The sequence below is a fragment of the Streptomyces sp. NPDC058678 genome, assembly GCF_042714835.1.
Taxonomy (GTDB): domain Bacteria; phylum Actinomycetota; class Actinomycetes; order Streptomycetales; family Streptomycetaceae; genus Streptomyces.
In genome coordinates this window covers 301,082-323,856 of sequence record NZ_JBHXSG010000001.1, presented here as the reverse complement: position 1 = coordinate 323,856, position 22,775 = coordinate 301,082, and the positions used below count along the sequence as shown (strand labels likewise).

Annotated in this window: 19 protein-coding genes and 1 pseudogene; 6 read left to right on the top strand and 14 right to left on the bottom strand. The window is 72.2% G+C overall.

The features are described 5' to 3' along the window. The first annotated feature begins 132 nt into the window (after window positions 1-132). Together ACFWWR_RS01410 and ACFWWR_RS01405 are read left to right on the top strand one after the other, a co-directional pair. Window positions 133-846 carry a transketolase gene (locus ACFWWR_RS01410; protein ID WP_384301321.1) on the top strand — a complete coding sequence of 238 codons (714 nt, stop codon included), beginning with the start codon at window positions 133-135 and terminating at the stop codon, window positions 844-846. Between the two features lie 43 nt (window positions 847-889). Continuing rightward, window positions 890-1,810, top strand: coding sequence for a transketolase family protein (locus ACFWWR_RS01405; RefSeq protein ID WP_383870363.1), 921 nt, complete (start codon window positions 890-892; stop codon window positions 1,808-1,810). 122 nt (window positions 1,811-1,932) lie between these two features. Here the strand turns inward: ACFWWR_RS01405 and ACFWWR_RS01400 are convergent, their stop codons facing one another. The 12 genes from ACFWWR_RS01400 to ACFWWR_RS01345 form a co-directional block, all read right to left on the bottom strand. Next, window positions 1,933-2,292 carry an MmcQ/YjbR family DNA-binding protein gene (locus ACFWWR_RS01400; RefSeq protein ID WP_383870366.1) on the bottom strand — a complete coding sequence of 120 codons (360 nt, stop codon included), beginning with the start codon at window positions 2,290-2,292 and terminating at the stop codon, window positions 1,933-1,935. Between the two features lie 30 nt (window positions 2,293-2,322). Continuing rightward, the gene (locus tag ACFWWR_RS01395) at window positions 2,323-2,874 is read right to left on the bottom strand and encodes a GNAT family N-acetyltransferase (protein WP_383870369.1); all 552 of its coding nucleotides are present in this window, start codon (window positions 2,872-2,874) and stop codon (window positions 2,323-2,325) included. After that, window positions 2,871-3,455: a helix-turn-helix domain-containing protein gene (locus ACFWWR_RS01390; protein ID WP_383870372.1), complete on the bottom strand. Its 585-nt coding sequence runs from the start codon at window positions 3,453-3,455 to the stop codon at window positions 2,871-2,873. Before ACFWWR_RS01390 ends, ACFWWR_RS01395 begins: the two co-directional genes overlap by 4 nt. Window positions 3,456-3,506: 51 nt before the next feature. After that, the gene (locus tag ACFWWR_RS01385; RefSeq protein ID WP_384301586.1) at window positions 3,507-4,868 is read right to left on the bottom strand and encodes a B12-binding domain-containing radical SAM protein; all 1,362 of its coding nucleotides are present in this window, start codon (window positions 4,866-4,868) and stop codon (window positions 3,507-3,509) included. 48 nt (window positions 4,869-4,916) lie between these two features. Continuing rightward, a complete protein-coding gene (locus ACFWWR_RS01380; protein ID WP_383870378.1) occupies window positions 4,917-5,819 on the bottom strand; it encodes a LysR family transcriptional regulator in 903 nt (300 codons plus the stop codon). 54 nt (window positions 5,820-5,873) lie between these two features. After that, on the bottom strand, window positions 5,874-7,073 hold the full coding sequence (locus ACFWWR_RS01375; RefSeq protein ID WP_384301584.1) for a glycine C-acetyltransferase: 1,200 nt from the start codon (window positions 7,071-7,073) through the stop codon (window positions 5,874-5,876). 16 nt (window positions 7,074-7,089) lie between these two features. Next, a complete protein-coding gene (gene tdh, locus ACFWWR_RS01370; RefSeq protein ID WP_383870381.1) occupies window positions 7,090-8,118 on the bottom strand; it encodes an L-threonine 3-dehydrogenase in 1,029 nt (342 codons plus the stop codon). Between the two features lie 324 nt (window positions 8,119-8,442). Further along, window positions 8,443-9,021, bottom strand: coding sequence for a GAF domain-containing protein (locus ACFWWR_RS01365; RefSeq protein ID WP_383870383.1), 579 nt, complete (start codon window positions 9,019-9,021; stop codon window positions 8,443-8,445). Between the two features lie 61 nt (window positions 9,022-9,082). Beyond that, window positions 9,083-9,682 (bottom strand): ATP/GTP-binding protein, encoded by a 600-nt coding sequence (locus ACFWWR_RS01360; protein WP_383870387.1) that lies wholly within the window; start codon window positions 9,680-9,682, stop codon window positions 9,083-9,085. Further along, complete coding sequence (locus ACFWWR_RS01355; RefSeq protein ID WP_383870532.1) at window positions 9,660-10,031, bottom strand: DUF742 domain-containing protein; 372 nt, start codon at window positions 10,029-10,031, stop codon at window positions 9,660-9,662. The genes ACFWWR_RS01360 and ACFWWR_RS01355 overlap by 23 nt, the downstream gene beginning before the upstream one ends. Before the next feature lie 2 nt (window positions 10,032-10,033). Further along, window positions 10,034-10,468 (bottom strand): roadblock/LC7 domain-containing protein, encoded by a 435-nt coding sequence (locus ACFWWR_RS01350; RefSeq protein WP_383870390.1) that lies wholly within the window; start codon window positions 10,466-10,468, stop codon window positions 10,034-10,036. A 68-nt stretch (window positions 10,469-10,536) separates the two neighbouring features. Continuing rightward, entirely contained in the window at window positions 10,537-12,657 is a 2,121-nt protein-coding gene (locus ACFWWR_RS01345) for a sensor histidine kinase (RefSeq protein WP_384301319.1), read from the bottom strand. Between the two features lie 614 nt (window positions 12,658-13,271). On the opposite strand from ACFWWR_RS01345, the gene ACFWWR_RS01340 reads away from it, so the two are divergent. Genes ACFWWR_RS01340 through ACFWWR_RS01325 form a run of 4 tightly spaced genes read left to right on the top strand, consistent with a single transcriptional unit; the run spans window position 13,272 to window position 19,181 of the window. Then, the gene (locus tag ACFWWR_RS01340) at window positions 13,272-14,177 is read left to right on the top strand and encodes an AAA family ATPase (RefSeq protein WP_383870396.1); all 906 of its coding nucleotides are present in this window, start codon (window positions 13,272-13,274) and stop codon (window positions 14,175-14,177) included. Further along, complete coding sequence (locus ACFWWR_RS01335) at window positions 14,174-15,322, top strand: hypothetical protein (RefSeq protein ID WP_384301317.1); 1,149 nt, start codon at window positions 14,174-14,176, stop codon at window positions 15,320-15,322. The genes ACFWWR_RS01340 and ACFWWR_RS01335 overlap by 4 nt, the downstream gene beginning before the upstream one ends. Further along, a complete protein-coding gene (locus ACFWWR_RS01330; protein WP_384301315.1) occupies window positions 15,319-17,907 on the top strand; it encodes a hypothetical protein in 2,589 nt (862 codons plus the stop codon). Before ACFWWR_RS01335 ends, ACFWWR_RS01330 begins: the two co-directional genes overlap by 4 nt. A gap of 32 nt (window positions 17,908-17,939) precedes the next feature. After that, window positions 17,940-19,181 (top strand): toll/interleukin-1 receptor domain-containing protein, encoded by a 1,242-nt coding sequence (locus ACFWWR_RS01325; protein ID WP_384301313.1) that lies wholly within the window; start codon window positions 17,940-17,942, stop codon window positions 19,179-19,181. A 562-nt stretch (window positions 19,182-19,743) separates the two neighbouring features. On the opposite strand, the pseudogene ACFWWR_RS01320 reads toward ACFWWR_RS01325, so the two are convergent. Continuing rightward, a pseudogene (locus ACFWWR_RS01320) lies at window positions 19,744-21,303 on the bottom strand (diguanylate cyclase domain-containing protein); the annotation flags it as partial. A 190-nt stretch (window positions 21,304-21,493) separates the two neighbouring features. Further along, window positions 21,494-22,753 carry an MBL fold metallo-hydrolase gene (locus ACFWWR_RS01315; RefSeq protein ID WP_384301311.1) on the bottom strand — a complete coding sequence of 420 codons (1,260 nt, stop codon included), beginning with the start codon at window positions 22,751-22,753 and terminating at the stop codon, window positions 21,494-21,496. Window positions 22,754-22,775: the final 22 nt, after the last annotated feature.

Here is a 22,775-nt window from a genome sequence, read left to right as displayed (position 1 = left end):
CCGTCTGACCTGGGGTTTCCCCTGGCCGAACACGCAGGGAAACAATACCGCACTCGGGTCCGTGGTCGCGCCCGGGTTTCACCGCGCCCGCCCCTTGACCTCAACCTTGCTCGAGGTTGCAGGATCAACGGCATGACGATCACCGAGGAACGCGGTCGCACGTACGGGTACGCGTACGGCGACCTGCCCCGCCTCATGGGGCTGATGACGGGCGACGAGAAGCACGGGCCGGTGGCGACGTCCACGCTGGACGCGCTGTGGGTCCTCTACGACCGGGTGCTGCGGGTCGGGCCCGAGCGGCCGGACGATCCCGGGCGGGACCGGTTCCTGCTGTCCAAGGGGCACGGCCCGATGGCGTACTACGCGGTGCTGGCCGCCAAGGGCTTCGTACCCGTGGACTGGCTGCCGGGCTTCGGCTCCTACGACTCGCCGCTCGGCCACCATCCCGACCGCGTGCTCGTGCCGGGGGCCGAGATCGGCAGCGGGTCACTGGGGCACGGGTTGCCGATCGCCGTGGGCACGGCGCTGGGGCTGCGCGCCCAAGGGCTCGACGAACCCCGGGTGTGGGTGCTGGTGGGGGACGCCGAGCTGGACGAAGGCAGCAACCACGAGGCGATCGCCTTCGCCGGTCCCGCGGCGCTGGAGCGGCTGCACACCGTGGTGATCGACAACGCCTCCGCCAGTCACGCCCGGCCCGGCGGGATCGCCGCCCGCTTCGCGGCCGCCGGCTGGTCCGCGGTCACGGTCGACGGCCGCGACCAGGAGGCGCTGTACGCCGCCTTCACCGCCCCGCACCCGGGCCGCCCGCACGTGGTGGTGGCCCGGGTCGAGCCGAAGTCCGCCTGAACGTCCGCCACCCTGCCATCTCCCGGAAAGGTCCGAATCTTCCATGGACACCATGCGTGACCGTCTCCCCGCCGTCGTCTCGCGCCTGCTCGACGAGGATCCGCGGGTCGCGGTCGTCCTCGCCGAGATCGGCCGGGACGGCTTCACCGAGGCCTGGCACCGGCACCCCGACCGGGTCGTCAACGTCGGCATCCGCGAGCAGCTCCTCGTGGGGGCGGCCGCGGGAATGGCCCTGACCGGGCTGCGGCCCGTCGTGCACACCTTCGCCAGCTTCCTCGTCGAGCGCCCCTTCGAGCAGATCAAGCTGGACCTCGGGCACCAGGACGTGGGGGCGGTGCTGGTCAGCGCCGCCGCTTCCTTCGACTGGCCCGCGGGCGGGTACACCCACATGTCCCCCGGAGACGTGGCGCTGCTCGACACCCTCGACGGCTGGACGGTGCACGTGCCGGGCCATCCGGACGAGGCCGAGACCCTGCTGCGGCACGCGGTCGCCGCGGGCGACGACAAGGTGTACGTACGGCTGTCCGTGCAGGCCAACCGGGAAGCGCTCCCGGTCGACGGCGAGCGGTTCCGCACGGTCCGCGAGGGCCGCTCGGGCGTGGTCGTCGCCGTCGGGCCCATGCTGGACGCGGTGCTCGCCGCCGTGGCGGGCCTGGACGTGACCGTGCTGTACGCGACGACCGTACGGCCCTTCGACGCGGCCGCCCTGCGCCGGGCCACGGAGACGGCCGGAAGCGACGTCGTGCTCGTCGAGCCGTATCTTGCGGGCACGTCGACGGCGGCCGCGAACGACGCACTTTCCGACGTACCCCACCGGGTGCTGGGCCTGGGCGTGGGCCGCCGCGAGCTGCGGCGTTACGGCCGCGTCGAGGAACACGTCGCCGCGCACGGCCTCGATGCGCGGTTCCTGCGGGAGCGGATCGGCGGGTTCCTGGCGGGCGGGGTGGTGGCGGGGCGTTCGTGACACGGACCGGTCGTGAGCAGCCGGCGTGAGGCGGGTCGGTGGGGTCGGTCCCTTGGCCGGGCCGGCGTTCTCCCCCGAGGCCGTCCGCTCCCGTGCCGCCGCCGAACCCGAGCCCGCGTGTCTCACTGCCCCGCCGGCAGCCCCAGTTCCGGATGCGCGTCGAGCAGTCGGGTCGGTGCGGCCTGACGCCAGGAGTCCGCGAGGATGTCACGCACCTCGTCCTCGTCCTCCAGTGCGGCGAGGCGGGCCCGTACCCAGGCGAACTGCGCCTCGTGGTCGGCGATCCAGAACTTGTCCGGCTCGGCCAGCACCAGTTCGTCGCGCTCCTCCTTGGGGCAGCGCACGGCGAGGGAGGTCTCGTCCTCGGGCAGCGTGGCGAACATCTTCCCCGCCACCCGGAACGTGGGCATGCTCCAGGCGATCTTCTCCGTCGTCTCCGGCAGGGACAAGGCGATTCGGCGTACGTCTTCGGCGTCCGGCATGACAGGCACCGTAGTGGCTCCCACTGACAATCACCTGGTGAGAGCCTCGGCTCCCTTCCCTGCGGCCGCCCCCACGTACTTGTAGTAGAGCGTCGTCGGCCGCAGCACCCCGGCGGGGTCCGCCGCGTAGTCGGGGATCACTCCCGCCCGCGTCCAGCCGGCGGTCGTGTAGAGGTGCTCGGCGGGGCTGTCGGTCTCGGTGTCCAGGTGGAGGAGAGTGACGCCCGTACCGACGGCCGCCTCCTCGGCGGTCGCCAGCAGTCTGCGGCCGAGGCCCCGGCCGCGGGCCTCCCGGTGCACCATCAGCTTGACCAGTTCGGCGCGATGACGACTGTTGGGCTTGTCGGGGAACGCCAGGCTCACGGTGCCGAGCGTCCGGCCGTCGTCCTGCGCGACCCACACCGCGAGCTGCCCGACGGTCACGCCCACCGCCCGCTCCTTCCACCAGGCGAGGGCCGCCGCCCGGTCGAGCGGGACGAGGAAGCCCACCGATGCGCCGCCGTCCACGGTGTCGACCAGCAGGTCGGCCAACGCGTCGACGTGGTCGAGTACCTGGGTCCCGTTCAGTCGGCTCACGATCACGGCAGCACCACCGCCAGCACGTACCGCACCGGCTCGGGGCCCGCGCACCGGAACCGCGTGGACCCCCACACCCGCAGCCGCAGGCAGTCGCCGGCGGCGAGGTGGTGCTCGGTGTCCTGTGCCGTCACGTCGAGCACCCCTTCGAGGACCCAGATGTGCTGCTCAAGACCGGGCACGGGCGGCCGGTCGTAGGCGATGTCGGCGCCCGGGGTGAGTCGCCCCTCGACGAGTTCGCCGCGCAGGCCGGCGTGCGGCGGTGACACGGAGCGCCGTACGAATCCGGAGGTCCGGTCCTCCCACACCGGCTGGTCGGCTGCCCTGACCAGCAGCGCCGGCTCCGCCTCGATCTCACTGAGCAACCGGGACATGGTGCGTCCGTAGACGCCGCACAGCCGGTTAAGCAGCGAGGCGGTGGGACTGATCTCCGCCCGCTCGGCCCGGGACAGGGTCGACTTGCTCACCCCGCTCCGCTCCGCCAACTCCCCCAGTGACCAGCCGTGTTCGGCCCTCAGTTCGGCCAGTCGGGCGCCCAGCCGGGCGTCGACGGGATCCGGCCCGGTCTCGACGACTTCATGTTTCATATCCGGGACCCTATCCCGTATGTGAAACGCCAGACCATGACTCCCGTCACGTCATGCCCGCCCTCCGAACGCCGCCAGCGTCCGCTCCAGCGCCGGCAGCGCCCGCACCACCCGTTTCGACCGGATCAGCAGGTCCCAGGCGGGCTCGAACTTCTTCCAGCCGCCGGAGTACGCCAGGTGCCGCATCCGCTCGTGCGGTCCCGGCTGGGCCGCGGAACCCCGCCAGATGTTGGACCAGCGGTAGAAGTCGCGGTACGCCCGCCAGTAGCCGTCCTCCAGCTGACGGGGGGTCATGTTCCTGGGCTCGTAGACGACATGACGGGTGTCGTAGAGGTCCCAGTCGCGGTGCACGATGCGGTTCTCGGACTCCAGTTGCTTCCACAGTCCGGTCGACGGATACGGCGTCATGATGTGGAAGGTGGCCGTCTCGATACCCTGCCCGACGGCCCACTCCACTGTGCGGTCGAAGACGTCGGGGCCGTCCTGGTCGAGCCCGAAGACGAAGCTGGCGTTGACCATGACTCCGGTGTCGTGCAGGCGCCGTACCGCCGCCGCGTAGTCCGTGCCGATGTTCTGGTTCTTGCGGCGTTCGGCGAGGTTCGCGTCGTTGACGGTCTCGAAGCCCACGAACAGACTGCGCAGCCCCGCCTCCACGGCCCGCTCCAACAGGTCCGGCTTGAGGACGGAGTTGACCGTGCCGGCCGCCTGCCACAGCCGTCCCATCCCCTTCATCCCGTCGAACAGGGCCTCGGCGAACCGTCTGTTGCCGAGCAGGTGGTCGTCGAGGAAGTAGAGGTGGCGGCCGGGCAGGCGGTCGATCTCGGCCAGGGCGTCGTCGACGGCCTGGGTGTAGAAGGACTTGCCGCCCTCGAAGAAGGCGTCCTTGTAGCAGAAGTCGCAGTGGTGCGGGCAACCGCGCGACACGACGATCGAGTTGGGCACGAGATAGAGGTGACGCTTGATCAGGTCACGTCTTATGGGCGGCAGCCCGGCCAGTGTGCGCAGCGTCGAGTCGTAGCGGCGGGCGGGCACGCCGTCGCGGAAGTCCTTCAGGAACAGCGGCCACACGTCCTCACCGGGGCCGGTGAAGATCGTGTCGGCGTGGGCGGCCGCCTCGTCGGGGAGCGAGGTGACGTGCAGGCCGCCCATCGCCACATGGACGCCCCGGGCGCGGAAGTGGTCGGCTATCTCGTAGCTGCGGCGGGCGGAGGTGATGTACGGCTGGACCACCAGCAGGTCAGGAGTGTCGAGGGCTTCGAGATCGAGGCGCTCCACGTGTTCGTCGTAGAGCGTGACCTCGTCGTCGGGGTCCAGGTAGCCGGCCAGGGTCGCGAGGCCGAGCGGCGGGAACAGCGAGTACTTGATGGGCCGGAACAGCGGGCTCGTCGCCTCGGTCAGGGCCGGAAGGATCATCGTCACACGCATGACCATCCAGACTGCGTGCGGCCGGTGGCTGGTTCCCTACCCCTGTGCGGCGTCTTCGAGCGCGTCGAGGACCGGCCGGATCAGCGGGTGCTCCTCGGCTCCCCGGCGTACGGCCGCGAAGACCCGGCGGGTGGGCGCGACCCCGTCGACCGGCCGTACGACCACACCGGCGAGGTCCATGCCGATCAGCGCCGAGCGGGGTACGAGCGCCACGCCCGCGTCGGCGGAGGCCAGGGCCACGACCGCGCGGAAGTCGTCCGAGGAGTGTTCGAGGCGCGGCTGGAAACCGGCGCTCTCGCAGGATAGGACGACCACGTCGTGGCAGGGGTTGCCGGGGTAGGGCCCGATCCACGGATCCTTGGACAGGTCCGCCAGCGGGACCTCGGCGGCGCCGGCGAGGCGGTGAGTGAGGGGCAGGACCGCGTCGAAGGGCTCGGCGTAGAGCGGTACGTGGGTGAGCCGGGGGTCGTCGGCGGGCGGCGCCCCGCGGTACTCGACGGCCACGGCGACGTCGACCTGCCGGTCGAGCACCATCGGCAGGCTGGCGTCACCCTCGGCGTCCTGGACGCGGATGCGGATGCCGGGCGCCGACTCGGCGAGGCGGGCCACCGCGGGCGCCACGACCAGGGCGATGCCCGTCGCGAAGGAGGCGACGGTGACGGTGCCGGCGGCGCCCGAGCCGTACGCGGCGAGCTCGGCCTCGGCCCGCTCCAGCTGGGCGAGGACCACATGGGTGTGGCTGAGCAGGATCTCGCCGGCCGGGGTCAGCCGTACGCCCTTCGCCCCGCGCTCGACCAGCCGGTGGCCGGTCTCCTGCTCCAGGGCGGTCAGCTGCTGGGAGACCGCCGAGGGCGTGAGGTACAGCGCGGCGGCAGCCGCGGTCACCGTGCGGTGGTCGGCCACCGCACGGAGGATGTGGAGCCGCCGCGCTTCGATCATGCGAACGATTATCGCAATATGTCCGGCCGGTCTGTACGTCTGTCCCTGTGGCCGTCAGCCCTCGAGTTCCGCGCGCGCCGACACGAACGCGTCGACCGCCCTGTTCACGTCCGCCGTCGAGTGCGCGGCCGACAGCTGCACGCGGATGCGTGCCTGCCCTTGCGGCACGACCGGATACGAGAAGCCGATCACGTACACGCCGCGCTCCAGGAGCAGCTCCGCCAGGCGCGCCGCCTTCGCCGCGTCGCCGATCATCACGGGCGCGATGGCGTGCTCGCCGGGCAGGACGTCGAAGCCCTCCCCGGTCATCCGGCGGCGGAACAGCGCGGTGTTCTCGGCCAGCCGGACGCGCAGGTCGTCCGCCGATTCGAGCAGGTCGATCACCTTCAGGGAGGCGGCGGCGATCACCGGGGCGAGGGTGTTCGAGAAGAGGTAGGGCCGGGAGCGCTGGCGGAGCAGGGCGACGATCTCGGCGCGGGCGGCGACGTAACCGCCGGAGGCACCGCCGAGCGCCTTGCCGAGGGTGCCGGTGATGATGTCGACGCGGTCCATGACGCCGTGCAGCTCGGGGGTGCCACGGCCGCCGGGGCCGACGAAGCCGACCGCGTGCGAGTCGTCGACCATGACCATGGCGTCGTGGCGGTCGGCGAGGTCGCAGATCTCGCGCAGGGGGGCCACATAGCCGTCCATGGAGAAGACGCCGTCGGTGACGACGAGCTTGCGACGCGCCCCGCCCTCGGTGGCCTCCTTCAACTGCCGTTCCAGATCCGCGAGATCACGGCTGGCGTAGCGGAAGCGGCGGGCCTTGGACAGGCGGATGCCGTCGATGATGGAGGCGTGGTTCAGCGCGTCCGAGATCACCGCGTCCTCGGGGCCCAGCAGCGTTTCGAACACACCGCCGTTGGCGTCGAAGCAGGAGGAGTACAGGATCGTGTCCTCCTGGCCGAGGAAGGCCGCGAGCCGCGTCTCCAGCTCCTTGTGCACCTCCTGCGTGCCGCAGATGAAGCGTACGGACGCCATGCCGTAGCCCCAGCGGTCCAGGGCTTCGTGGGCGGCGGCGATCACCTCGGGGTGGTCGGCGAGGCCGAGGTAGTTGTTGGCGCAGAAGTTGAGCACCTCGCCGGGACGGCCGCCCGCGGTGACGTGCACGGTCGCGGACTGCGGGCTGCCGATCACACGCTCCGGTTTGTGCAGGCCGGCGACGCGGATCTCGTCGAGGGTGGCGCGGAGGTCGTCGCGCACGGAGTCGAACATCATCAGTCCTTGGTGGTCAGAGGGTCCAGTCGAGGATGACCTTGCCGCCGCGGCCGCTCGCCGCGTCGGCGAACGCCGCCTCGTGGTCGCGGTAGCCGTACCGGCCGGTGATGACGGGCGCGAGGTCGAGGCCGCCCTCCAGGAGCACCGACATCGCGTACCAGGTCTCGAACATCTCGCGGCCGTAGATGCCCTTGATCGTGATCATCGAGGTGACGATCCGGGCCCAGTCGACCGGGAACTCCTCGGCCGCCAGACCGAGCATCGCGATCCGGCCGCCGTGCGTCATGTTGGCGATCATGTCCCGCATGGCCTCGGGGCGGCCGGACATCTCCAGGCCGATGTCGAAGCCCTCGCGCAGACCGAGTTCCCGCTGTCCGTCGGCGATGCTCGACTCGGCGACGTTCAGCGCGAGGCTCGCACCGATCTTGCGGGCCAGCTCCAGCCGCTCCTCGCTGACGTCGGTGATCACGACGTTCCGCGCCCCGGCGTGTCGGGCGACGGCGGCGGCCATCAGGCCGATCGGGCCGGCGCCGGTGATGAGGACGTCCTCGCCGACCAGCGGGAAGGACAGCGCGGTGTGCACGGCGTTGCCGAACGGGTCGAAGATCGCGGCCACATCGAGGTCGACGGGGACACGGTGCACCCACACATTGGCGGCGGGCAGCGCGACGTACTCCGCGAACGCCCCGTCGCGGCCGACCCCGAGCCCGACCGTGGCCCGGCACAGGTGCCGCCGCCCGGCGAGGCAGTTGCGGCACCTGCCGCAGACCAGGTGGCCCTCGCCGCTGACCCGGTCGCCCGCCTTGACGTCGGTGACGTCACGACCGGTCGCCACGACCTCACCGACGAACTCGTGCCCGAGCACGAGCGGGGTGCGGATCGCCTGCCGCGCCCAGCCGTCCCATGACCGGATGTGCAGGTCGGTGCCGCAGATCCCGGTGCGCAGCACCTTGATCAGTACGTCGCCGGGTCCGACTGCGGGCTCGGGCACGTCCGCGAGCCACAGCCCCGGCTCCGCCTTCTCCTTGACCAGCGCCTTCAACGCTACGGCTCCTGTGCGTGGGTCCCCGGGTCCTGGCATGCCGAACCGGCCCGTTCCGGGGAGAGGGGTGGAATCGCGTAGCAATCTGCCGTACGGCGGCGCCCCGGTCCATCGAGGATTTCTTAAGCGGCGCCACAGCTCCGCTTCACGCCTGCCGCCCCTCATTCCCTCTGCCGGTGACTCGGTGACCCGAACCCGGCCGCCCCCACGATCCGCGCAGACACCGGCGAGGTGTCCGTGCGCCCTCCTTTCCGCACGGACCGAATGAACCTCCACACGGACCGAAAGAACCGCACGGACCGCACCGGCAGACCCCGCGCGCAGTCAGAGCCAGAACCCGCCGGCCTCCCGCCGCTCCACCCGTACGACGAGATCGGCGGCCGCCGCCTTGATGGTCTCCAGCCCGGACCTGCCCCAGGGGCGCGGCTCGGTGTCGGCGACGCACACCGTGCCCAGCACCATGCCGGTGCCGTCGATGAGCGGAGCGCCGAGATAGGAGCGGATGCCGAACTCGTCGACGACCGGGTTGCCCGCGAACCGTGGATAGTCCCTGACGTCCTCCAGCACCAACGCCTTGCGCCGGACGACCACATGGGGGCAGAACCCGTGGTCGCGTTCCATGAAGCGGCCGATCTCCGGCTTGGCCTCCTCGTCGGGGGACGTGGGGGGTCTGACGTCCGGAACCCGTAGGCCCGCGAAGAACTGCCGGTGTTCGTCGATGAAGTTGACCATGGTGTACGGCGCTTGCGCCCGCTCCGCGAGATGGGCCGCGAAGGCGTCGAGCGCAGGCTCCGGATGCTCTCCCAGCCCCAGCAGGCGCAGCCGCCGCGCACGGGCGGGCGCCTCCTTGTCCTCGGGGGTGAGCAGCAGTCGACCGGCCGGGCGGGGCAGGTCGTAGCTCATGGGCGGGCTCCGTCGCTGTGGGCGTACGTCATATGCGGCTCCGTTGCGGGGTGTGCGGGGGTCACATGTGGGCGCCGTGGCTCGGCGCGGGTGCCGGGCTGTGGGCGATCAGATGCCGTACCAAGGTCAGCAGGGTCTGGACGCCCGAGCTGGAGATCCGGGCGTCGCAGCGCACGACGGGGATCTGCGGATCGAGGTCGATGGCGGCGCGAACCTCCTCGGGGTCGTAGCGGTAGGAGCCGTCGAACTCGTTGATCGCGACGATGAAGCCGAGACCGCGCTGCTCGAAGAAGTCGACGGCGGCGAAGCATTCCTCCAGACGCCTGGTGTCGGCGAGGATGACCGCGCCGAGCGCACCCTCGGACAGTTCGTCCCACATGAACCAGAACCGCTCCTGTCCGGGTGTGCCGAACAGGTACAGGACGTGTTCCGGGTCGAGGGTGATGCGGCCGAAGTCCATGGCCACCGTCGTCTCGACCTTGTTCTCGATGCCTTCGAGGCTGTCGGTCGCGGCGCTGACCGTGGTGAGCAGTTCCTCCGTGCTCAGGGGCGCGATCTCGCTGACCGCGCCCACGAAGGTCGTCTTGCCTACTCCGAACCCGCCCGCCACCAGGATCTTGAGTGCGGTGGGGAAGGGGTCAGAGCTGTCGTCGTAGTCCATCGAGCACTGCCTCCAGAAGGGCCCGGTCAGTCGGGTTGTGGGTGAACTCGGGGGGTTTGGTGGTCAGCGCCCCGCAGTCGACGAGGTCCGCCAGCAGCACCTTGGTGACCACCGCCGGCAGCTTCAGGTGGGCGGCGACCTCGGCGACCGAGACCGGCACGCGGCACATGTCGAGGACCTGAGCGTGTTCGGGGCCGAGGTAGCCGAGAGGGGTGGCTCCGGTGGCCATCACGTGCGACAGCAGGTCGAGCGCGATGGTGGGCCGGGTTCGGCCGTTGCTGACCGTGAAGGGGCGCACCAGCCGTCCGGCCGCGTCGTCGAGCCAGGGCCCGTCGCCGGCCGCCGCCACGTTCAAGGCCTCATCGCAGACGGTTCGACGGAGTACTGGCGGGGGGCGGTCACCAGGTAGGGGCGGACGCTCTTGACCAGCATGGCCATCTCGTAGCCGAGTACCGCCGCGTCGGCCTCGCGGCCGGCCAGCACGGCGAGACAGGTACCGGATCCGGCGGTGGTCACGAACAGCAGGGTCGCGTCGAGTTCGACGACGACCTGGCGGACGTCACCGCCGTCGCCGAAGCGGACGCCCGCGCTGCGACCGAGGGAGTAGAGGCCGGAGGCCAGGGCGGCCATGTGGTCGGCGCTGTCGGTGTCGAGACCGTGGACCGACTTCACGAGCCCGTCGCTGGACAGGAGGACCGCGCTGGTGGTGTGCGGTACGCGCTGCACGAGGCCGCTCATCAGCCAGTCGAGATCGGATACATGGCCGGTCGGCGCTTCGCTCGCCATGGTGGATCGACTCCTTGAGGTACGAAGGTCTGCGGGAGCGCTGGGGGGTGGGGTGAACGCGGGGGTGGTCATCCGGCGGGTGCGCTCCCGTCGTGCCGGGTGGTGTGGTCGAGATCGAGCCCGGGCGCGGACACGCCGTCCCGCACGCCGCGTACGTCGTGCGACCCCGGCCCGTGCGCGGGGCGCGCCTCGGTTATGTGGGACGGGTCCGTGGGGCGTAGGTCCATGGAGGGCGGAGTGGCCATGTCCGTGACGTCCGTGCGGCGTACGTCCATGGGGAGCGGAGTGGCCGTGTCCGTGACGTCCGTGCGGCCGAGGTCCAGGGACGTGAGGGGCGCCGTGCGGGGATGCGGCACGGGCGCGCGTACGGGGTCCAGGAGGGTGGGCGCCACGCCGGCCGAGCCCATGGCCGGGCCGGAGGGCTGCCCCGGGGGTGTCGTCGGCTCGCCGGACGCCGCCTCCAAGTGCTGTTGGGCCTCGGCCAGGCCGATGCCCCGCTGGAAGGCGGCCATCAGGCCGGGGTCGTGGCCGGCCAGGTACTCCGAATCCTGGCGGGGCGCCGGCCCGTCGCGCAGCTGGGGCGCGATGTGCTCCTGGGCGCGGCGCCGGGGCAGTTGCGGCTTGCCCATGGTGCCGCGCACGGCGCCGTTGCGTGGGGTGGGCGGTGTCGCCACGTGCTCCTCGACCAGGTGCCGGTGGTCGGGCCGGACGCCGGGCACGGCGTCCGCCGGGGTGGGCCGCTGCTCGCGGGCCCCGCGCACGGGCAGCGGTGCCGGTCCGCCGCCCTTCTTCACCGGCTGCGCGGTCTCCCGCTGTGGAGGGCGCGGCGGGGCCGCGGGCACGCTCGGTGCGACCCGGTGTCCCGGCTCAGGTCCCGGTTGCGGCTGCGGCTGGTACTGCTGCTGCAGCAGGACCGGCTCGGAGGGGTCCGCCCCGCCCGCCGGCGCGTCCGGCGGCTGCGGTACGGCTCCGAGGACGCCCGGCGTCGCCCCCAGCAGCACCTGCGGCACCACGAGGACGGCCTGGACTCCGCCGTAGATGTTGGTCTGCAGCCGGACATGGATGCCGTGCCGCTTGGCGAGCTGCGAGACCACGAACAGCCCGATGCGTCCGTCGGCCAGCAGGCTCGCCACGTTGACCTGGTCCGGGTCCGCGAGCAGGGCGTTCATCCGGCTCTGCTCGCCGACGGGCATGCCGAGCCCGCGGTCCTCGACCTCGACGGCGAGCCCCGAGGTGACGAGGTTGGCACGCAGCAGCACCTGGGTGTGCGGCGCGGAGAACACGGTGGCGTTCTCGACGAGTTCGGCCAGCAGGTGGATCACGTCGGCGACGGCGTGGCCGCGCAGGGTGCCGTCGATCGGCGGCACGAGCTTGACCCGTGAGTACTGCTCGACCTCGGCGATGGCGGAGCGCAGCACCTCCGTCATCGGGACCGGGTTGCTCCACTGCCGACGGGAGACGGCCCCGCCGAGCACGGCGAGGTTCTCGGCGTGGCGGCGGATGCGGGTGGCGAGGTGGTCGACGTGGAAGAGGCCCTTGAGGAGGTCGGGGTCCTCGATCTCGTTCTCCAGCTCGTCGAGGATCGAGATCTCGCGGTGCACGAGCGACTGGAGGCGCCGGGCGAGGTTGAGGAAGACCTCGAGTTTCTGTTCGCTGCCCGCCTGGCTGGAGAGCTGGGAGGCCTGCACGACGGCGGTGACGGCGCCGTCGTGGGCGCGTGCGAGATCGGCGGCGAGCAGTTCGAAGTCGTCGGCGTCCTCGGGCGGGGCACTGTGCGGCTTGCGCTGGGGCGGGCTCTCACCGCGGCGCAGGGCCTCGACCAGGGCCCGCAGGTCGGCCTCGCCGCGCGCGTTGCTGCGGCGCAGGGAGCCGATGCGGTCGCTCACCGAGTGGGCGGCACGGTCGGCGGCCACGGCGGCGATCAGGATGCCCGCGCAGGTCACCGAGACGGCCCCGGCGAGCACGCACCACAGGGTCAGGCTGGGGCGGGCGCCGGTGGAGCGGACGGTGAACAGTACGGCGGCACAGGCGCTCAGGGCGACGGCGACGGGCGGCAGCACGGCCAGCCGCAGCAGCTGCGGCCGTATGTGGGTCTCGGGCAGCGCGGGAACGGCTCGGGCGGCCGGCCGGCCGTGCCGCCCGCCCTCACGGCGGTCTGCGCGTGCGGCCGGTGCGCGGAGGTGAGACATCGGTGTCCTCGTCGTACTGGTCCGTCGGGCCTGATTGCCCTGGGGCTCGCTGCTGCACATGTCGGATGCGTACGCGGGCATGCGCATGCGGGTGTCGATCGGCGGAACCGAACTTTCCGGCCCTGCGTCGCCCGACGGACACTGACAGTAGTCGTCGACGAAGTATGTGCGGTGGGCAGTTGCCAAAGTCCCACCGACAGCGTCCCGCTCTGGTATGAGTCCTCGTACGACAGACCGATAAGTTCGTCAGGCACCCGCTTCCATCGAACCAGGGATCGATCAAGGCTGGTCAGAACCGGTCACGAGCGAAGGGCGGGCCAAGGGGTCACCCTCCTCGGACTCCGTCCCGTTCGCCGCTCCCGGCCGCTCCCACACCGCCTCCGGCACCGGACGCGAACATTCCGGGCCTCCTTCGACCCGCCGCGAGCACCCCCGGGAGCTTCACGCTGCGTGATGGATTGGGCCGCTCGGAGGTGCTCTCCCACGGGATATGCCGGACGGAATTGCGGGCGGGCGCTCCACCCTGCGACCGGTCGGGTACAGAATGTCGATCGACTGCGCGTCCGGCGAAGTCACCCGCCCCAGACCCCTGTTGACCGGACACCGGAGGACACGTGCTCCAGTACGAGAAGGAGTTCGACCCAGCCGTCGACGTCTCCACGACGGGCGGCGGCCGCGCGGCGGAGCACGCTCCCGGGCCCGGATACGCGGCGGACGACCAGGTATACGTCTTCGACGACGACCGTCTGGTGCTCGCCGTCAACGTGGCGCTGAAGACGGGTCGGCCGCTGCTGCTGTTCGGTCCGCCGGGGTCCGGGAAGTCGTCGCTGGCGCCGAATGTCGCACGCATCCTCGACTGGGAGTACCACGCCCATGTCGTGACGGCCCGCACCGAGCCCGAGGACCTGCTGTGGCGGTTCGACGCGATGAAGCGCCTCAACGACGCCCAGGCGCAGATGCTGAGCGACGAGATGGCGGACTACTACACGCCCGGGCCCCTGTGGCGTGCCTTCGAGGCGGGGAGCGCCGAGAAGCGGTGTGTCGTGCTCATCGACGAGATCGACAAGGCCGACCCGGACCTGCCCAACAGCCTGCTGGGACCGCTCGGTTCGCTGTCCTTCCCGAGGCCCTGGGACGACCGCAGCCACGTCACCGTCGCCGAGGAGCACGCTCCCCTCGTCGTCATCACCACCAACGACGAGCGGGAGCTGCCGCGGCCGTTCCTCCGTCGCTGCATCGTGTTCGACCTGAGCCCTCCCACCCGACGGCACCTTCTCCGGGTGGCCGAACAGCACTTGGGCGCGCACTACGACGAGGGACTCGCCGGGAGCATCGCCGATCTCCTCCTGGAGATCCGCGGCGACCGGGAGGACGATCCGGCCGGCCCCAGTACCGCGGAGTACCTGGACGCGCTCAAGGCCAGCCATCAGCTGGGGGTTGCGCCGGGCACCACGGAGTGGGACGTGCTGGAGGCCGTCACGCTGCTGAAGCGGCGTGAGGGTTCGGGACGAACCGTATGAGCGCACGCGGCGGTCTCTTCCTCGGGGACCTGGTCAAAGCCGTCTCCTTACTGCACCCCCGGGACCGGGCCACGGCCGTCGCCATGGCCCGGCTGGTGGGACTCGGCCCCGGAGGGCAGGAGTTGCTCGTGCCCTCCGGACTCACCGCGGGGCCCGCGTCCGTCGCGGACGCGGCCCTCGCCGGGCCCGAGGCCGAAGAACCGCCGCCCTCACCCGCCTCCGCCGCTGCCGCCGCCGCCGCCGCCGCCGACCGTCCCGCGCCCGTGGGCGCCGTCGCGTCGGGAGGGGACGCCGTACCGGAGCAGGCCGTCCCGGACGAGATGGTCTCTCCGCCGCTCGCGCTCGCTGAACGGCCTGCCCCCGCCCTCAGGTTGAGGGAGCGCCCCGTCGCGTTCTCGCTCGCCCTGACCCGGCCGCCGTCGGAGGACCGGCACCGACCGGCCACCGGCAGGACGGACGACGGAACGGGGGAAGTGCCCGGTGAGAGCTCGGGGGCGGTCCGGTCGGCCGGCCTCGAACCGCCCTGGACTCCCGAGTGGGCGCGCGGGGTGATGGTCGCCGCCGTGTCCGCCCCCGTCGCGAGCAGACGGCTCGACCAGCGGGCCCTGGTCCGCAAGGTCTCCCGGCAGCAGGTCCTGAGGGCCGTGCCGTGGCAGCGCCGCCCCAGCACCCGGCGCGGGGTCCAACTGCTGCTCGACCACAGTCCCGGCATGGTCCCCTTCCACGACGACCGGCGGTGGCTGCACGGGCTGATGGCCAGCGTGGCCGGCCGGGACCGGGTGGAGGTGCTGCGCTTCTCCGGCTCTCCCCGGCGCGGTGTCGTGCACGTCGGCTCGTCCGCGGGGCCGCAGGCCTATCGGGCACCCGCTCCCGGTACCCCCGTCGTCCTCGTGTCCGATCTCGGCATGCTCCGGCCGCCCCTCACCGGCGACCGGACGGCCCGGGTCCACGAGTGGCTGGACTTCCTCGACCAGGTACTGCGTTGCGGTTGTCCGCCGACGTGCCTCACCCCGTTCCCCGCCACGGCGTATCTCCCGCCGGTGCGCGACAGGGTCGCCCTGATCCCGTTCGACCGGCGGATCTCGCTCCGGCACGCGCGGGAGGCGACCCGGAAGATCCATCGGCTGCTGGAAGAGCGGTCATGACGCGGACGGCCGAGACGATCGCACACCTCTCGCGGACCCGGCCCGAACTCGTCGAACTGGCCACGTGCGTCTCGCTGACGATCAGCGTCGACCAGGGTTTCCTGCGCAAGGCACGTCTGCGCTTCCTGCCCCGCACGACAGCCGGGCTGGAGGCCGAACTGTGGTTCTCCGCCCTGGTGGAGGCGGCCGGCAGTCAGTCCCTGCTCCTGTATCCCGAGGCCGCGGAGCACCTGCGTACGGACCTCGCCCGGCGCTCGCCGCAACTACTGCGGGAGATACGGGACTTCACCGCCTCCGAGCACGCGCGGGCCCCGCTCGTGGTGCGGCTCTGCGAGGAGCTCCTCTGGTCCGGTCTGCACCCGGCCGAGGACGCCGAGCCCGAGGTGGCCCGCCACGCGGACCTCGTCCTGCGGGCCGTGTCGGGGCAGGACACGGCCGAGGGGGTGGCCGACGACATGGGCCGCTGGGTCCTGCACTACGCGCACCGGCTGCCGCGGCACCTGCGGAGCCGCGACGACGTCTGGCGGATCCAGGTCGCCTCGTGCGAGCGCCTCGGCCTCGATCCGCCCCGGGATCCGGCCGGCCGGCCGGCGACGGTCACGGCACAGGCCCGCGCCCGGGTCCAGCACACCCTGACCGTCGGCGTGACGGCCAGGTCGGACGGCATCGTCCTCAGCAGACCACCGGCGGGCGGCGCGCGGATCCTGCACGCCAAGGGGACCCGGCACAAGGTGCGGATCGACGCGCTGAGTTCGCTCACCCACACGCCGGATCCGGTCCGCCTCGAAGTGCTGGACGGGCACAGCGTGCACCTGCCCTTCACGGTGGTGCAGCGGATCGGCCCCGAGGGCGACGTGCTCATGAGCCTCAGCCATCCGGGGGCGGCCCTGGACGTGGCGGTCTGCGACTTCACCGGCACGGGCCCCGAGGCGGCGCACTGCGCGGTGCTGCTTCCGGACGGGACGATCGTGCTGCACGGCGGTGACGGGACGGAGACCGCGCGGCTGGCGCCGGACCCGACGCCCCGTGCACGGAGCGGGCTGACGCTGTCCACGGACGGGAGCGTGGTGTCGTACGTCCAGGACGGCGTCCGGCACCATCGGCCACTGCGCGTCGGCGCCGCGGCGGGGACCGGCTCGGACGGGCAGAGTGCGTCGCAGGTCCCGAGCGAGGTCACGGCCGGGCCCGGCGCGAGGTCGGGGGACGGTCAAGTGAGCGTCCGGGCCACGGCCGACGGCCGGATCCTCGCCACGTCGACGGGCCCGTACGGCGAGCCGACGACCCGCCAGATCGGGCAGGCACCGTGGCAGGTGACCTCACTCGCCGTGAGCGGCCCCAGGCGGCTGGTGGCGGCGGTCGGAAACGACGCGACGCTCCTCGAACTCCCCTTCCCCGGCACCTCCCTGGTCTCGGGGGACCGCGCGGTGAACCAGTGGGAGACCCTGCTGCGTTTCTGCGCCGACCGGGTCTTCGCCGTGGGCGACGACAGCTGGGTGGTCGCCGGCAACGGCGGGCCGGTGGAGCTGAGCACCGAGGACGGCCGGGCCTACCGCGTCCTGCCGGACACCGAGCGGGCCGCCGAGACCCCCGCCGTTCCCGCCTGGGGCCGGGGCTGTGCCGTGGTCGAGGCGCCCGTGGGACTGATGGAGGCCCTGGCGGCGCTGCCGGGCGTGGACTGTCTGACGGCCGATGCCCCCCGTCCCGTCGGCGCCGGTGAACCGGAGGACCTCGCTACGCACCTGGCCGCGGCACGCCGGAAAGGCGTTCGGGTCGTGGTCGGCATCGACGTGTCCGGGCCGGGCGAAGAGGTCCTCGACGCCCTCGTCCACTGGCTGGACCAGGACGTCGACGGGGTACGGCTCACCGGCGCGGAAGGCGTCGGGGCGGCCCTGCTGGAGGACGTACGGCATCTCCTGGACGGATACGACGGGCGCCTGCTCCTGTGCGCCGCCGCGCCCGCGGATCCCCCTCGCGGTGTCTTCCATGTGCTGCCCGCCTCAGCACTGGTCTCGGCGCTCGGCTTCGCCGTCCGCAGCCGTTCGATGCCGGGCGGGGCCTTCGAACAGGCGCTCGCCCAGCTCAGAAGCGAGATCGAGACCACGTTCGCGCCCGCGTCCCGGCCGGCCCGGCAGGTGAAACCGGCCGAGTGGGGACTCGATCTGCCGCCCGCGCTGCCACCGGCCGCCCGGCGGCTGGCCGCCGCGATCCTGCTCGCCCTTCCCGGGTGTCCGCTCCTGCCCGGCCGGATGCTCCTGGACGACGCCGCGACCGGTCCCGCGCTGCGCCCGCTGCTGGAACTGCGGAGCAACCATCTGGCGCTGACCCGTGGACTGTGCGAGGTCGTCGACGTCGGCAGCCCTCAGGTACTCGCCGTGCTGCGCCGGTACGGCGACGACGCGGTCCTGTGTCTGGTGAACGTCGCGCAGGTCCCGACGACGGCCGTGCTCGACGCCCGCCGCCTCGGGGGCACGGCCCGGCTGCAGGACGCCCTCGACGGTTCCGTCCTCGCCCTGCCCGAGGGGGCGGCCGTGCCCCTGCCCCTGGCGGCGAGCTCCGTCCGGTGGTTCCGGATGCCCGCCCCATGAGAACCACCACGACCGCCGGCAGGAGTCCGTACATGGCACCCCCGAGAATCTTCGTCAGCCACAGCTCCGGCGCGGACAAGTGCGCCGCCGGTGGCTGTGCCTGCGTCGCGCACCGCGAGGCGGTCGTCACACTCCTGACCGAGCTGGGCTGCGAGCCCGTCGTCGACCAGGACGTCCTCAGGGTCGGCGACGAGTGGCACCGCAAGCTCACCCTGGAGTTGTCCCGCTGCCAGGGCACGGTGCTTCTGCTGTCACCGCACGCCTTCGAATCCGAGTACGTCATGCACGAGGCGGTACTGTCCGTGCTCCTGAGGGAGGTGACCGGGGAACGGTTCCTGGTCCTGCCCGTGATGCTGCCCGGCGCGGGGCGCGACGACCTCGGAGGCAGCCTGCTGGCACACCTCGAGCTCGAACGCCTCGACATGGCCGACTGGGCCACGGCGACCGGCCCCGCCGAGGTGACGGACCGGCTGCGGGTGCTCGTGGAGCGGCACGGATCGCTGCCCCACCCGGAGGTGACGGAGTACGTCGCGAGCCGCCTCGAGCAGGTGCCGGCCACGAGGCTGTCGGACATCGCCCGGCTGCTGGGCGTGGCCCACATCGCCTACGCCGCCGACCACATGAACCACGTGGTCTCCGCTGGTCTGCTGAGCGAGCGTCCGGTGGCGGAGTTCGGCGCGGCGTGCGCGATGCGCAAGGCCCTGCGCGGCCTGCTGCCGCTGCTGAGGCACCGGGAGCACCGCCAGGACGTCGTCGACATGGTGGTGCCGTTCGCCCGGGTGCCCGGGGCGGCCGCCGCACAGCTGAACGACCTGTGCGACACCGCACCGGAGAGCCGCGTCGCCCTGCTGACGGCGCGGACCACCAAGACCGCGGAGCTGTACGTACGACGTGCCAGTGAATCCCCGGACCCCTGGCCGGTGCACACACCCGTGCCGCGGCCCGGCATGGACTTCGTCGACAGTGTGATCGCCGACGTCCGCGAGTTCCTCCTCAACCGGTTCCTGGTGTTCGACACGCTCGACGACGACGAGCTGCACCGCTGGCTGGCCCGGGAAGAGGAGGAGTCCGGGCCCGTCACGATCGTCCTGGGCGTCCAGCCGGACGCCGAGATGCTACGGCGCCTGCTGACGGCGTTCCCCCGGCTGCTGTTCCTCTTCGCGCACCAGGAGGTCGACACCGGCCCGAGCCCGCAGGAGCACACACGTCTCCAGGCCCTGACGCCGAGTCAGGAGCACGACATGCTGAGCACCTACCAGCAGTTCAGCCAGTAACCCCGGCCGCGACGCGCACCTGCACCTCGGCCAGGGAGCGGCGCAGTTCGACGAGTTCCGGGTCCTCGTCGTCCAGTGCCTCCCGCAGCGTGAGCCGCCGCAGCCGGCCGGCTTCCGTCAGCCCCTTCAGCGGCGGTACGGCGTGGCCGGGGCCGACCTCGACGAACATCACCCCGGTCCGGGCCGCCCCGACCCAGTCCCGCAAAGGCCCGCAGCCGGTCACGGTGAGGAAGCGGAGCCGGCGGCAGCCCTCCAGTTCGTCCAGGTACGACAGCAGTTGGTTGTCGGCGATCACCAGCGACCGCAGGGCGGGAAGACGGTGCAGTGGGCTCAGGTCGGCGATGTCACCCCGGCAGACGACGTGGTGGACGTGGGCGGTGTCCGCGAGCCGGACGAGCTCCTCGCCGGACCGCACCTCGACCGTCTCGGCGGCCGGGGCGGTGCGGGTGCCGTCGGTGGGCCACGTCCTGACGATCTTCCGGTGCACGACGGCCCGTTGCGGGACCCAGGGCGTGAGGGGACGTTCGGGAAGCGTTCCGGCGATCCTGTGTTCCGACACGACCGCCCGGCGCGTCTCCTCGGGGACGATTGTCGCGCGGGATCTCTTGTCGTCGTACATGCGCATGTCGGCGGTGTTCAGCACGTCCTTGACGGACGTTCCGCAGGCGGCCCAGGCGTTGCCGAAACTGGCTCCCACGCGCACCACGCGCCCGTCGATCCGCATCGGGGCGGTGACGGCCGCCCTGAGGCTCTCCGTCAGTTCCCGGCACTCCTCCGCACCGAGCCCGTCGGCCAGCAGGACGAACTCGTCGCCCCCGAAGCGGGCGACGGTGTCCCCGTCACGCAGCGCTTCTGCAAGTCGCCGGCCGACCTGGACGAGGACGGAGTCGCCGATGTCGTACCCGAACCGCTCGTTGACCGACTGCATCCCGTCGAGATCGCAGAAGATCACGGCGAGGCCCTTCGTACGGCCGTCCTCGTGGCCGTCGGGATCCACCGTGTGGACGTGCTGTTCCTCTGCCCGGCCGGCGGGGTCGTCGCAGAGCCGCCCTCCGAGCCGGGTCCGCAGTTCCGTGGAGTTCGGCAGGCCGGTGAGCGCGTCGTGCGAGGCGCGGTGGACGAGTTGGAGCTCGCGGCGCTTGCGCTCCTCGATGTCCTCGACGTGCGTGAGGAGGAACCGGGGACCGTCGACGGCATCGGCGACGACGGAGTTGCGCAGGTGGACCCAGACGTACGTGCCGTCGCGGCGGGCGAGACGCAGCTCGGCTCGTCCGCCCTCGGCGGAGGTGCGGAGCAGGGTGCCCATGTCCTCGGGGTGGACGAGGTCGGAGAAGGAGTAGCGGCGCATCGCGGAGGCGGGGCGGCCCAGCAGGCGGCACAGGGCGTCGTTGGTGCGCAGGATCCGGCCGTGCAGGTCGCCGCCCATCTCGGCGACGGCCATGCCGGAGGGGGCGTACTCGAAGGCCTGGCGGAAGCTTTCCTCGCTGGCGCGCAGGGCCTGCTGCTCCCTTTCGAGCCTGACCAGTGCACGCTGCATATTGGCACGCAGACGCGCGTTGCTGATCGCGATCGCCGACTGGAAGGCGTACATCTGGAGCGCTTCGCGCCCCCACGCGCCCGGACGGCGGCCATTGCGCGGCCGGTCCACGGACACCACGCCGATCAGCTCACCACACACGCCGCCGGGCTGACCCGGCGTGAACATCGGCGCGAAGAGCCGGTCGCCCGGGTGCCACTCGTCCGCGAAGCTCGTCACCGGTTCGTCGGGGTAGCCCGGCAGGTCGTAGTCCCCGAACTCCCGGCCTTCGGTGTACGGCACGAAGCGCAGGTCGCCCCACTCCTCGCCCGCTTCCAGCCGTCGATCCCAGGGCTCGCGGGAGACCACGAGTCCGGCCCGATCCGCCTCCCTCGCACCGCCCCCGGCGACCGCCGCGACGACGACGTCGCCGTCGGGGCGTACGAGATGCACACTGCCCAGCTCGTACCCCAGGGCCTCGACAGCTCCGTCGGCGACCGTCTGCAGCGTGTCCGCGAGACTCCGCGCGGTGTTGACGTCGGCCATGGTCTGATGCAACCGCCGCAGACTCGCCAGTCGGACGTACGGCTCGCTCTCCGTCTTCATCGGCAGGTACGACCCACCGACCGGAGCATCCTCCGCCACCATGTGCGCCCCCAACTCCGGACTCCCCCTGGGAATTCAGGATAGGAGGTCGACGCGCCCACCAGCAGGTACCGGGGCCTGTCCGGCGGGGATCCTGTGGGGGCGCGTCGCCGAGGCACCGGCGGCCAGGCCCGGCCGCCCGCCCGGAACCTCAGCCCGCCGGGACGGGCTCCGGCTCGCCACTGGCCTCGCCCTCCGGCGCGTCACCGGCCCTGTCGGCCTGCGCCCGGGCCGCCGAGTCGGCCGAGGTCTTGATCGCCGCCGCGGCCGGCACGTCGGAAGCCGGCCACCCGCCCGCGGGGGTCAGGGCGACCCCTCGCCACCAGGGCTCGGTCGGCACGGTCCCGGCCGTGGGCTCGAAGGGCTCGCCGGGCCGGGGCAGGGCGATCGGGGCCTTCACCGTGCGGGCGGCCGCGACGGTGCCCTCGCCGGGATCGGTCCACGCGTGCGTCGCGAGGTTGAAGGTGGCCCAGTGGATCGGCAGCAGCACACCGTGCGGCCGTCCGCCCTGGAGGTCGAGGTGGGCACGCACGCCCTCCTCGGGCGTCATGTGGATGTCCGGCCAGAACTCGCTGTACGCACCGATCTGGATCATCGTCGCGTCGAAGGGGCCGTGCTCGGCGCCGATGTCCTGGAAGCCCTCGAAGTACCCCGTGTCGCCGCTGTGGTAGATCCGGTGCTCGTCCCCGGCGACGACCCAGGAGGCCCACAGCGTGTGCTGGGTGTTGCGCAGACCGCGGCCGCAGAAGTGACGGGCCGGCGTGGCCGTCAGGGTGAGACCGCCGACCTTGGCCGCCTCGTTCCAGTCCAGCTCGCGCAGTCGGTCGGCGGACACCCCCCAGTGCTCCAGGTGCGCGCCGACGCCGAGCGGCACGGCGAACAGCGTGTCCGTGCCGGCCAGCGCCTTGATGGTGGGCATGTCGAGGTGGTCGTAGTGGTCGTGCGAGATCACGACGACGTCCACCGGTCCGAGCGCGGCCAGCGGCAGGGGCACCGGGTGCAGCCGCTTGGGGCCGGCGAAGGCGAACGGGGAGCAGCGCTCACCCCAGACGGGGTCGAAGAGCACGCGGTGCCCGTCGATCTCGGCGAGCACGCTGGAGTGCCCCATCCAGGTCAGCCGCAGCCCGGTGGCCGGGGGCTCGGCGATGTCGGCGAGCGTGGTGGCGTGCACCGGAACCGTGCCCGTCGGGGCGCGGCGGGCCCGCTCGTCCTTGTCGAAGAAGGTCTTCGCGAACTCCCTCGACGAACCTGAGGGCCGGGTACTGGTGGTGCCCCCGGGATTCTGGAACACCCCGTCCTTGAAGTGGGGCGATCTGCGGATGCGCGCCAGGCGCTCACCGCTCGGGTCCGCACCGAAGGCCGCGGGCCGCAGCGCGCGAAGCCCGGAGCTCGGGGAACGGAAACCGGTCACGGTGTACCTCCAGGGGGAGTCG